This is a genomic window from Coprococcus sp. AF99-45, assembly GCF_027663865.1.
In the GTDB taxonomy this organism is placed as follows: Bacteria; Bacillota; Clostridia; order Lachnospirales; family Lachnospiraceae; genus Allocoprococcus; species Allocoprococcus comes.
The window spans coordinates 1-11858 of record NZ_JAQDGZ010000029.1 but is presented as its reverse complement, the minus strand read 5'-3'; the positions used below and the strand labels follow the sequence as shown (position 1 = coordinate 11858).

Sequence of the window (11858 nt, the reverse complement as noted above, 5' to 3'; positions counted from 1 at the left end):
ACTATGCTTCCTCCTTTCCGTCATTTTCGTTATTTAAGTCTCTCGCAAGCTCTGCTTCAGAAAGCTGCGATGACGCAATCTGATAATATGCATCACAGGATTTCAGAAGCTCTTTGTGTGTTCCGATTCCCGCAATCTTTCCATCATCCAGCACAATGATCTGCTCCGCATGTAAAATGGTGCTGATTCGCTGTGCTACAATGATCACTGTGCTGTCCTGTGTCTTTTCTTTCAATGCAGCACGAAGGGTTACGTCTGTCTTATAATCCAGTGCTGAAAAACTGTCATCAAAAATATAAACTTTTGGTTTCTTTGCAATCGCACGTGCGATAGAAAGACGCTGCTTCTGACCGCCGGATACGTTGGAACCGCCCTGTGCGATCGGACTTTCGTATTTTTTATGTTTTTCTTCGATAAATTCGGTTGCCTGTGCGATTTCTGCGGCTTCCTTCATCTCGGCTTCGGATCCATCCGGATTGCCATACAGAATATTGGACTCGATTGTTCCTGAGAAAAGTACACCTTTCTGTGGAACGTATCCAAGTTCATCCCGCAGATCATGCTGGGAAATGGTACGAATATCTTTTCCATCCAATGTGATCGTACCTTCTGTTACATCATAAAATCTTGGGATCAGGTTGATCATCGTAGATTTACCACTACCGGTACTTCCGATGATCGCCGTTGTCTGTCCCGGTTTTGCTGTAAAGCTGATATCATGAAGTACGTCTTCTTCTGCTCCCGGATAACGGAAGGATACGTGGTCAAATTTTACTTCGCCTTTTCTGGATTCTTCCAGTTTTTCCGGTGTTTTCGGATCTTCGATCGCTGTCCTGCTTGTCAGGATCTCATCCACACGGTCTGCTGCAACAGCTGCTCTTGGAAGCATAATAGAAATCATACAGATCATAAGGAAGGACATGATGATCTGCATTGTATACTGGATAAATGCCATCATATCACCAACCTGCATCTGCCCGTCACTGACACCATGTGCGCCGCTCCATACGATCAGTATGGTAATTCCGTTCATGATCAGCATCATCATCGGCATCATAAATGTCATGGCACGGTTTACAAATAAATTGGTTCTTGTCAGATCTCTGTTCGCTTTATCAAATCGTTCTTCTTCATGCTTTTCTGTACTGAATGCACGGATAACCGGAAGTCCGGTAAGGATCTCACGGGTAACAAGGTTCAGTCTGTCAACCAGGTTCTGCAGAATCTTAAATTTTGGTATTGCCACAATAAATAATACAGCAACAACCATCACGATCAGGATTACCCCAAGTACGATGATCCATGACATGCTGACATTCGTATGGAGAACCTTGAAAATACCTCCAATTGCCATGATTGGTGCATACATCACCATTCTCAGAAGCATAACTGCAAGCATCTGGATCTGCTGGATATCATTGGTACTTCTTGTGATCAGTGATGCAGTTGAAAACTTGTCAAATTCTGCATTGGAAAATCCGACAACTTTCTTGAATACCTTTCCTCTCAGATCACGTCCAGTACTTGCCGCAACTCTTGATGCAAGAAGTCCGACAAGTACACTTGCGATCATTCCGAGAAATGCAAGTGCAAGCATCTTACCGCCAGTTGTTAAAATATATCTGTTCTGGAGCTTATCGGTATTCACACCCAGAACACTGTAGGTTTCTTTAATAAATGAAGTTGCTGTCTGTTCCAGCATGGTATCCGGCATATCGTCCATTTTTTCTGATATTTTATCAATAACGTCTGCTCTCTGTTCATCCGGTATCATGTTCAGGATCTCAAAGATATCTGCATTTTCGATCTTTTTCACCTGTTCATCAATGTTTTTCTGCATTTCATCCTGCTGTTTCTTGGCAAGCTCCGGATTTGCCGCAAGTGCTGCTTTCTGCTCATCTGTCATCTGGGACTGCATACTCTCTGCCTGTTTCTCAGCCTGTTCCTTTATAGAAGAAATCATGTTTTCTTTCATAGATTCTTCCATCTTCTTTGTTGTATCGCTTCCAGATTCAAATCCATAAGTCAGAAGCATCGGCTTTCCAAGGATGTCAAATACCTTTCCTGACTTTTCTTCATCTTTTTTCACGGAATCCTTCAGAACATAAATTGCTCCATCATACTTATAATCCGAATCGGATTCCTTTTTCTCATATGCATCCAGCACTGTCTGCTGGTCTTCTTCTGCCACAAAAAGCAACAGCTTATTCATCTCTTCCTCTGCGATTGCATCCGGAATCTTCTCATCAATTCCTCCCTGCTGGATTCCGACATTGACAATGTCTGAAGTATAAGAAGGCAATGACAGATCGCAGTACGCCTGAACGATCAGGATAACAACAATCGCTGCTATAGTTGCTGCATAAGGCTTCAAATGTTTGAATAACTTTCTCATATAGCAATTATTTCCTTTCTTAGTAACTATTTTTATTCCTTAAATGGATTTTTACATGGCATATCACGGAATTCTTTTTCCTGGAAAAGATTGTCACTCATCTGTAAAAGCAGTCTTCTGCACAGTATTTTCTCTTCTGTGCTCATATTCTTCAGGAGTGTATCTTCCGTGCTTCGGAGAATCTCATGCATGTTGCCAAGAATCTTCTCTCCTCGTTCTGTCAGATGGATCCTTGTCATCCGCTGGTCTTTTTCGTCCTGCTCTTTTCTAATATATCCGAGCTTTTCCAGTTTCTGAACTGCTACATTCACCGATGGCGGCGTAATATGAATATGATCTGCAAGCTCTCTCTGTGACATCGGTCCTACCATCTGCAATATTGCAAGAATTCCTGCCTGTCCGGCTTTCAGCTCTGTATCCTTCATCTGTTTCGTCACATACCATTTATACATATGTCCGACCTGTGCAAGAAGAAGTTGTACCGGCATATTCTCCCTGGTAAAATCCCCACACTCAAATTTATCCGACTTCACCCTTTCACCTCCCGCAATTTGATTAGATATCTATTCATTAGAAGTCTAATCGTTATTTTATGCGTATCACACACATAAGTCAACATTTATTCTCAATAATTTATATTTTTATAATATTTTTCACAAACAAATAATTAAATGCCTAATTATTATTTTCTCATATTAAAACACTACGAAAAGCAAAAAAGGACTCTTCTGCCATTTTCTGTGCAAAAAAGTCCTTATCATTTACCATATCTGCCTTACCTGTAAAGCTTTATTCAATTTTTCACAAATTACATATCTTGCAGGAATGCCTTCACATTTTCCTCTTTTGTCGCCCAGGAAGTGCATAATCGGATCACACTATGGGTCTCATCGTACCTTTCCTGATAAGTTACGCCATATTTTTGACGGATTTCCTGCAATTTGGCATCTTCCACAATAATGAACTGCTGGTTGGTATTGCTGTCCATGAAGAATTCATATCCTTTTTCTTTCAGTCCGTCTTTCAAAAGCATTGCCATATCAATCGCATGTTTGGAGATTTCAAAATAAAGACCATTTTTAAAAAGCTCCAGGAACTGAACGCCAAGCAGTCTTCCTTTTGCAAGCATTCCACCTTTTTGTTTAATGCAGTAACGAAAATCTTGCTTTAGACATGGATTTGTGATAACCACAGCTTCTCCGAACAATGCACCGACCTTTGTTCCTCCAATATAGAATACATCACAACACTTTGCAATATCCGGAAGTGTCACATCTGTCCCCGGTGCCATCAGTCCATATCCCATTCTCGCTCCATCCAGAAAAAGATAAAGTCCACATTCCTTACAAATAGAAGAAATATCTTCAAGCTCTGCTTTTGTATACAATGTTCCTACCTCTGTCGGATGTGAAATATAAACCATCTTTGGCTGTACAATATGTTCACGAGACTCATCACTCCAGTGCAGGTCGTAATATTCCTTGATCTGCTGTCCTGTGATTTTTCCTTCCTTTGAAGGAAGTGCCAGAACTTTGTGTCCGGTCGCTTCTACAGCTCCGGTCTCATGGACATTGATATGTCCGCTATCTGCACAGATCACTCCCTGGAACGGGCGTAAAATAGAAGAAATTACCGTAAAGTTCGTCTGTGTACCTCCCACCAGAAAATGCACATCTGCATCTGGTGCATCGCATACTTTTTTGATGGCTTCTCTTGCAGCTTCACAGTATGGATCTTCCCCATATCCTACTGTCTGCTCCATATTGGTCTCGGCAAGCTTCTCGATAATTCTCGGATGTGCCCCTTCTGTGTAATCGCTAGTAAACAAAATCATTTCAACATACCCTCTACTTTCTCTTTTAATTCTTTTGTAGCCTGCTCAATATCCGGCTGTCCAAAAACTGCACTGATCACGGCAACTCCGCAGATTCCGTTTCCGGCAAGCTCTGTCACATTCTCTCCCGTGATTCCCCCAATTGCCACAACCGGAATGTCCACCGTCTCGCAGATTTCCTTTAAAACCTTATGATCCAGCTTTGTTGCATCTGCCTTTGATGTCGTGCCAAAGACTGCACCGACTCCCAGATAATCGGCTCCATGTGCCTGCGCCTTTAGCGCCTGCTCGACCGTCTTTGCCGTAACACCGATGATCTTGTCCTCGCCCAGTGTTTTCCGCACATCAAGAGCTTCCATATCGCTCTGCCCCACATGCACACCATCGGCATCTACCTTCTTTGCAATCTCTACATTGTCATTGATCACAAATGGTACATGGTAGGATTTGCAGAGTCTGGCAATCTCTTTTGCTTCTGCCAGGAACTCTTCCTCACCCAGATTTTTTTCCCTGAGCTGGATAAATGTAGCCCCACCTTTCAGCGCTTTTTCCACCTGGCTGTACAGGCTTTCTCCATTCAGCCAGTGGCGGTCTGTTACCGCATACAGAACCATATCTTTCTTATCTAATCTCATATTTTGCACCTTCTTCCAATTCTTTTCCTTCCATATTATAAATCGCATCGATGATCCGATTACGGTAGGTTGCGTTTCCATCTCCCGGCTGCATATATTTCCAGCCAGTCTCACCGGCAAGCCCCATGGCACAGACCGCTGCTGCCGCTGCTTCCAGATTATTCTCCGGATTCGCCGCAAGGAATGCCGTCATCATCCCGGAAAGCTGACACCCGGTTCCGGTGATCCGTCCCATCTCCGGACGACCGTTCCGGATCACAAAGCACCTCTTTGCATCACTTACAAGGTCTATTCCTCCAGTCACAGCAATCACGGAACCTGTCCTTCTGGAAAAATCCTTTATAAACGGAATCATTTTCTCCAGATTCTGCTCCGTCAGTGTATCTGCCTCGTCTGCATCCACACCACTCGTTGTACCATGTCCTGCTGCTAAGGTCTTGATCTCAGAAATATTTCCCCGGATCACATCAAACTGAATATCACGTATCAGATTCAGTGCCGCCTCTGTTCGGAACGAACTCGATCCTGCTCCAACCGGATCTAACAGTACTTTATGATACAGTTCATTGGATTTCTTTCCTGCTTTTTGCATGCTTTCAATCTTACGCGGATTCAGCATTCCCATATTGATATTCAGTCCCTGACAGATGGATGTGATTTCTTCAATATCAGTCGGCTCATCGGACATAATCGGACTTGCACCGCAGGCAAGAACCATATTTGCCACATCATTGATCGTCACATAATTGGTGATATTGTGTATCAGTGGTGCTTTTTTTCGTACTTCATCCAGATAGTTTCCAAGCATTCTTTTCCTCCGGTAAATCAAATTATTTCTTATATCTTTAAAATTGTCTCTATAATTATAAAAAGACAGATATATGTCTGCCTTTCTTCTTTTCACTATTTCTTATTATACTCTTGATTTTCTGAAATGCAATCTGCATTTACCTGAAACATATGTCATTTCCATTCTCATCCCTGTATCCGGCAGATCTATAAAAGACTTCTCCAGATAACAACCGGGACAGATGTTTTTTCACATCCGCCCCGGCTTCTTATTCACATGTTCACATGGATTTCAATATTCTATTTGCTTTCTGCTGCTTTCTTGCTCATCTCCGGTTTTACAATGAAGATTACCAGAAGAAGTCCAATCAGAGTAACGACTGCTGCTGTCCAGAATACAGATTTTACACCATTCTGGATCAGTGCTACATTGGTCGGATCAGCTGATGTACTTGCATTATATGCGACTGCAAATACTGCAACTGCAATTGTTCCTGAAAGTGAGTTTGCGAAGTTAACCAGAGAAGTTCCGATTCCCATATCTTCCGGTGCCAGCATTGCCTGTGCTGTTGGCGTAATGGATACAGCACGGAAGCTTTCAGCAATACCTGTAACTGCAAGTGCTACAAAATAAATCATGATCGAAGCACCTGAATTTGTTACCAACGCCATCACAGCCATCGGGATCATTGCAAGACTTGTACCAATTACCATTGCTTTCCATGCATTGGCAGCTTTCTTTCCTACCCATGCACCTGCGATAGTAGGAAGAATGATTGTAATCAGTGTACGAGGCATCTGCAGTGCACCTGCTGCACTCGTGGATGCTCCCATAACCTGCATGGCACCGATCGGTGCATAATAGTTCATGGCATTCTGATAGAAATAGCAGATAAATCCTACAATAAGGAGTACTGTGTAGTTTTTATTTTTAAATAATTTCATTGGAATCAACGGCTCTGCAGCTTTATTTTCAATCTTAACAAGTGCAATAAGAGCAATGATACCAATTACAAGACCTGCAAGAATCATTGGATTTGTCCATCCCATAGAAGATCCAAAGTTCAGTGCAAGCAGAATTCCGCAAAGTGATACGATGAGTGCGATCATCCCCGGAACATCAATCGTAACCTTTCCTTCTCTTTTCTGATTCGGCATGTTCATTCCAATCAGTACTATACCAAGAATAAGTGGAATTGCCGGCATAAGGATTGCCACAGTCAATAATCCCATATCTGTTAAAATACCTGCGATGATACTTCCTCCAAATCCACCAACAGCGATTGCGGTTGCAAGCATACCCATTGCCTTTGGTACATCTTTTCTTTCATTGATAAGACCTGCGATAATGTATGGTGCTGCTGTAAATGCGCCCTGTGCAAGGCTGACAATCAGTCTGAGGATCATAAGTGGAATCAGAGATCTCACAAATGCAAATGCAAAACCTGCAAGTGCACAGATAATTCCAGGAATCACTACAATGTTTCTTCTACCAATAAGGTCACCTAATTTTCCTCCGATCGGAGTCATAATCGATACACCGATCGCACCTACGATAGAGAAGAGTCCTACATATCCCATCGCATCAACTTTTTCAAGGATAGGTGCTGTTAACGTTGCAAATACCAGTCCATACATTGCTACGGAAAGCATCATGCAGATACATCCGATCTGAACCAAGTTTTTCTTTGCCTTCGGAAGCGGAATCGCAACCTGTGGCTGTGCCTGCTGTTCTTTACTCATATTCTTTTCCTCCTGTTCCTAAAGAAACCTTTACTCTCTATTTGTTATTTTTAAGCCACTGTGAAGCGCAATGTGCAAGACAAGCTGCTCCAATCGGGCAAACATCCTCATTAAACTGTGCTTTCGGATGATGTGCCGGATACTGTCCTCTTTCATCCAGATATCCTGCTGACAGATACATAAATGTACTTGGAACCTTTTCAGCGATCACTGCAAAATCTTCAGAAGCACTTGCAGAAATTCCCGGATATGGTGTGAGTCCCGGAATTCCAAGCTCCTGCATATATCCAACCACTTCGTCGGTAAGCTTCGGATTGCAGATCAGCGGAGGAACTTCTGAGATCATCTCAATATCAACGGTTCCGTTATATACAGCTGCTGTCTTTTCAGCGACTTCTTTCATTCTGCGGACCAGAAGTTCTCTTGCTTCCGGCTTGTTGGTACGGATCGTTCCCTGGAGAACAACGGTCTCAGGAATGATGTTTGCTGCAGTTCCGCCTGCAAACTGTCCGATTGTAAGTACACAGGAATGTGTCGGATCACTTTCTCTTGCGATCAGTTCCTGCAATGCAAGATGGATATGAACTCCGATGTTGATCGGGTCAACTCCTACATGTGGATAAGCACCATGGGATCCTTTTCCATGGATGGTGATCTTAAATCCATCTACAGAATACATCATCGTATCCTTATCATTGTACATAAAAAGTCCGATTGGCATTTTTCCCGGTGATACATGGTATGCAAGTGCTGCATCAACCGGAGGATTCTCAAGAATACCATTCTCGATCATATTCTTGCTTCCTTCAAAAGTCTCTTCTGCCGGCTGGAACATGAATTTGATAGTTCCTTCCAGTGTATCTTCTTTTTCTTTCAGCATCTTTGCTGCTGTAAGAAGCATTGCGGCGTGGAAATCATGTCCGCATGTATGTGCTTCTTTTCCTGTAGGACATGCAAATTCTTCTCCGCTTTCTTCCGGCATCGGAAGTGCATCCATATCTGCTCTCAGAAGAAGAACCTTTCCCCCTTTGCCGAGTGTAGCTGTTACCCCATAGCCACAATCCTTCGGCTCAAGTCCGTATTCTGTCAGCTTTTCCATAACATAAGCTTTGGTCTTTGGAAGATCCAGACCAGTTTCAGCATTTTTGTGGATGTGTCTGCGGTTTGCAATTGTTTCATCCTTTAATTCCAATGCTCTTTCATAGTAATTCATACTAAGCCCTCCTTTAACTTTGTTCCTGCCATTTACATTAAAAATACTGTTCTACTTTTGGAATATTTACAGAATATTTTTATTAGTTTTTGGAACATTTGCAGAATAGTTATCGTGATTACATAATACCAACTTCTAAAATTTTAGTCAATAATATTACAGAATATTCTTGATTTTCGTTGTTTTTACCTATTTAATCGTTATTTTTTTAATTTTCAGAATATTATGGTTGATTTATGGAAGATAATTTTATATGATACTTTTTGAGAGGTGAATGAAAATGAGAAGAAAAATTGTGGCTATTACCAGCCAGTACTTAAAGGAACCTATCTCGCAGATCGTCTCAGAACTAAAACTAAACTGCGACATCCAGGTGGTTTCCTACAACAAATTTGACACAATATCAGAAGTTTACGATTCTTACGCCGGGGACACTGACGGATTTCTTATCAGTGGTAAGATCGCAAAAGCTGCCATTGAGTCAACTGCGCACGCTTATAACCGTCCGATTGTATCCTTTGAAATTGATACAGCCGGTCTGTACCGTGCTCTTTTGAATCTGCTGATTTCCAACCGGGATCTGGATATGGACCGGATTATTCTGGATTTCCTGATTCCGATCGATGGCGGCTGTACTGCAACCGCTTTCCTTAAGGAGCTGGACATTGATACAGTTCCACCACATATTAACAACTGGACCAAGGCACTGACCCGCACCAGTATCAGTACGATTGAAAATCATGTCCTTTCAGAGCTGATCCGTATGTGGAACAACAATGAAATGGATATGGTTCTCTGTCAGTACAGTAATATCCTGCCGGAGCTTCGTGCGCACGAGATCCCGACAATCTATCCGCTGCCAAGTGTCAGCCATATCCGGGATCTTGCAAATGAACTTCTGTCCACGATTGAGCTGGAGCACATGCGTTCCAACCTTCCGGTTATCATCAATGTATCTCCCCGTAGTTCGACAGATAACACACCGGAAAATATCCAGCAGATCTATGTCTGTATGGAAGATTTCTTTAAAAAGAATCTGATGAATTGTATCTCTCAGAAAGTGGATAATCACTGCAGTGCCCTGACCACTGTGGAAATGCTGCAGCATATTACACACAATAACAAGGTCTGCGAACTGAATGAATTTCTCACCGACAAACTGCATTTTGAATGTGCTGTAGGATACGGAATCGGGGCAAATTTTGACAATGCGATCCGTAATTCTGTAAATGCCCGCAAAGAGGCTGTTCAGTTTGGAAAAAGTTTTATCCAGAATGAAAACGGGGATATGATCGGACCCCTTGGTTCATCCGACCGAAGAGTGATCCAGAATCAGTATGTGCAGAATCTTGGAAAGATTGCAAAGCAGTGTAATCTTTCACCGGTTACGATCAAGAAAGTCCTTGCCAGTACGCATGCTGCCGGATCAAATAAAATTACAACGCACGAGCTTGCCGAACGTATGGGAAGTACGGTGAGAAATGCGAACCGGATTATTCAGAATCTGGAAAATGGAGGAGTCGCGAAGCTCGCTTATACGCAGACGACCAATGCGAAGGGGCGGCCGGTTAAGGTGTACGAACTTTATTTTAATTTCTAAAGAAATATATTGATTTACAAAAATATAGGTTGTGTCAACATCAGACAAAACTAATTCCCACCAGATTCTTTGTGCAAACAATTGAATCTGGTGGGAATTATAGAGTATAAAAAACCTCCCGGAACTACTTCCGAGAGGTTTCTACAGGGGATGACAGAATCGAACTGCCGCTAAGAGTTTTGGAGACTCCTGTCATACCATTTGACCAATCCCCTATTTGATTTTATGATCTAAAAAAGACCACTTGTTATTTATATCACAGTGGTCTTTTTTTGTCAATGAATTATTTTAGTTTTTCGCATCTTGGCGGATTTCATCAAGGTGAAGGATTCTCTGGTTGCGGCTTCCGCGGAATTCCAGGGTGAGATCTTTTTCGGCTTCGATGAACTCGCCGTCTACGAGGGTATCGATACAGGCGAGCATCTTGCCCGTGTATTCGGTGTAGACTTTTCCGCCGGGGATGAGGTCTACATCATAGAGATATCCGGTGTAGCACCAGACATTTTTCTCCGGGTAGCTTTCTTTGATCTTTTGCAGGAGTCCTGCGAGTTCTTTCTGGTTCTCCGGCTCGAAGGGTTCGCCGCCTAGGAGGGAAAATCCCTGGATATATGCCGGTTTAAGTGCTTCGAGGATCTCTGTTTCTACTTCTTTGGTGTATGGATTGCCGTAATTGAAATCCCAGGTTTCGGAATTGAAGCATCCTTTGCAGTGATGCCGGCAGCCGGATACGAAAAGGCTGACCCTGACGCCGGTTCCATTTGCGATATCGTAATTTTTGATTGTTCCGTAATTCATATCTTTATACTTCCCTTTTTCTCATCATGGCAGTACTACTCTGCTGTCCATTCTTACTCTTTTTATCAATTATAACAAATCGCACCCGAAAATCAACCACATTTCTTTGACATCACTTTCTGTCTGTACTATTCTGATAGTATCAGGTGAAAACTTTTTTCACACAAAGGATGAGTACGCATTATGATTGAAAAAGTAAATCATAAATGTCTTAAAAAAAGTTTACCCATACTATAATATTTAATGTCTGACACTCTTTCGTATAGGAATATTCTCCAGTCCATCCGGAATCTCTTTCACTTCTCCCCACAATTTATTATTTACAAATATCTGATAACCTTCTCTCTTTTTTAGAAAATATGTATTTTGCGGAGACATTTCTATTGAATTTTCCTGCTTATCTGGATCTATCGGATGTGTTGCTTCCGGAACCCAAAAAACAGACAATAACATTACGCTTATCATCAATATGTTAATTATATACACTACACTCTTTTTCTTCTTATTCTTTTTTAAGATATAATCTATTCTTGTTTTTAAATTCGTTTTATTTTTCCCGACAAAGCAAGTAACAAAACTTCTATCAATTGTTTTAAAATACTCTTTTTCTTTGGCTATTTTTAAAATTAATTCTGCATACTCTATTTTTTCAGCATCAGATTGATTTTTTATAATTTGAAAATCATTAGATAGTTCTAACGCTAAAATTAGTTCTTCCTTAAAAAAATGAATTACAGGATTCCACCATTGTATACAACTAACAATATTTATAATTGCCATTAATATTAAATCACCTTTTATATAATGATTTATTTCATGTTCACATACCAATTTTAATTCCTGTCTTGAAAAAC

At 41.6% G+C, this 11858-nt stretch carries 10 protein-coding genes and 1 tRNA gene; 1 reads left to right on the top strand and 10 read right to left on the bottom strand.

What is annotated here, in order from left to right:
- Position 1: 1 nt before the first annotated feature.
- From PGR14_RS14640 to PGR14_RS14610, 7 genes are all read right to left on the bottom strand, one after another.
- Positions 2-2395: an ABC transporter ATP-binding protein gene (locus tag PGR14_RS14640; protein ID WP_270223636.1), complete on the bottom strand. Its 2394-nt coding sequence runs from the start codon at positions 2393-2395 to the stop codon at positions 2-4.
- A gap of 32 nt (positions 2396-2427) precedes the next feature.
- Positions 2428-2928, bottom strand: a complete 501-nt coding sequence (locus PGR14_RS14635) for a MarR family winged helix-turn-helix transcriptional regulator (protein ID WP_022220104.1) — start codon at positions 2926-2928, stop codon at positions 2428-2430.
- 275 nt (positions 2929-3203) lie between these two features.
- Positions 3204-4229, bottom strand: a complete 1026-nt coding sequence (locus PGR14_RS14630) for a threonine aldolase family protein (RefSeq protein ID WP_195412990.1) — start codon at positions 4227-4229, stop codon at positions 3204-3206.
- Positions 4226-4864: a thiamine phosphate synthase gene (gene thiE / locus PGR14_RS14625; protein ID WP_055156460.1), complete on the bottom strand. Its 639-nt coding sequence runs from the start codon at positions 4862-4864 to the stop codon at positions 4226-4228. Before thiE ends, PGR14_RS14630 begins: the two co-directional genes overlap by 4 nt.
- On the bottom strand, positions 4851-5672 hold the full coding sequence (gene thiM, locus PGR14_RS14620) for a hydroxyethylthiazole kinase (RefSeq protein WP_055246769.1): 822 nt from the start codon (positions 5670-5672) through the stop codon (positions 4851-4853). Before thiM ends, thiE begins: the two co-directional genes overlap by 14 nt.
- A gap of 281 nt (positions 5673-5953) precedes the next feature.
- Positions 5954-7396: an MFS transporter gene (locus tag PGR14_RS14615; RefSeq protein WP_175306022.1), complete on the bottom strand. Its 1443-nt coding sequence runs from the start codon at positions 7394-7396 to the stop codon at positions 5954-5956.
- 37 nt (positions 7397-7433) lie between these two features.
- The gene (locus tag PGR14_RS14610) at positions 7434-8609 is read right to left on the bottom strand and encodes a M20 family metallopeptidase (RefSeq protein WP_055246776.1); all 1176 of its coding nucleotides are present in this window, start codon (positions 8607-8609) and stop codon (positions 7434-7436) included.
- A gap of 280 nt (positions 8610-8889) precedes the next feature.
- Here PGR14_RS14610 and PGR14_RS14605 point away from each other — a divergent pair, with 280 nt between their 5' ends.
- Entirely contained in the window at positions 8890-10209 is a 1320-nt protein-coding gene (locus tag PGR14_RS14605; protein ID WP_055246778.1) for a hypothetical protein, read from the top strand.
- A 144-nt stretch (positions 10210-10353) separates the two neighbouring features.
- On the opposite strand, the gene PGR14_RS14600 is transcribed toward PGR14_RS14605, so the two are convergent.
- From PGR14_RS14600 to PGR14_RS14590, 3 genes are all read right to left on the bottom strand, one after another.
- Positions 10354-10424 (bottom strand) — tRNA-Trp (locus PGR14_RS14600).
- 73 nt (positions 10425-10497) lie between these two features.
- The gene (gene nrdG, locus PGR14_RS14595) at positions 10498-11004 is read right to left on the bottom strand and encodes an anaerobic ribonucleoside-triphosphate reductase activating protein (protein WP_270223634.1); all 507 of its coding nucleotides are present in this window, start codon (positions 11002-11004) and stop codon (positions 10498-10500) included.
- A 240-nt stretch (positions 11005-11244) separates the two neighbouring features.
- The coding region (locus PGR14_RS14590; protein ID WP_270223633.1) for a M56 family metallopeptidase at positions 11245-11858 on the bottom strand (614 nt) is incomplete at its 5' end.

What these genes read in the sequence shown, in the direction of transcription:
- PGR14_RS14630 (WP_195412990.1), bottom strand. Translation starts at nt 4,229, where the DNA reads ATGATTTTGTTTACTAGCGATTACACAGAAGGGGCACATCCGAGAATT.
- PGR14_RS14640 (WP_270223636.1), bottom strand. Translation starts at nt 2,395, where the DNA reads ATGAGAAAGTTATTCAAACATTTGAAGCCTTATGCAGCAACTATAGCA.
- PGR14_RS14615 (WP_175306022.1), bottom strand. Translation starts at nt 7,396, where the DNA reads ATGAGTAAAGAACAGCAGGCACAGCCACAGGTTGCGATTCCGCTTCCG.
- nrdG (WP_270223634.1), bottom strand. Translation starts at nt 11,004, where the DNA reads ATGAATTACGGAACAATCAAAAATTACGATATCGCAAATGGAACCGGC.
- PGR14_RS14605 (WP_055246778.1), top strand. Translation starts at nt 8,890, where the DNA reads ATGAGAAGAAAAATTGTGGCTATTACCAGCCAGTACTTAAAGGAACCT.
- PGR14_RS14610 (WP_055246776.1), bottom strand. Translation starts at nt 8,609, where the DNA reads ATGAATTACTATGAAAGAGCATTGGAATTAAAGGATGAAACAATTGCA.
- thiE (WP_055156460.1), bottom strand. Translation starts at nt 4,864, where the DNA reads ATGAGATTAGATAAGAAAGATATGGTTCTGTATGCGGTAACAGACCGC.
- thiM (WP_055246769.1), bottom strand. Translation starts at nt 5,672, where the DNA reads ATGCTTGGAAACTATCTGGATGAAGTACGAAAAAAAGCACCACTGATA.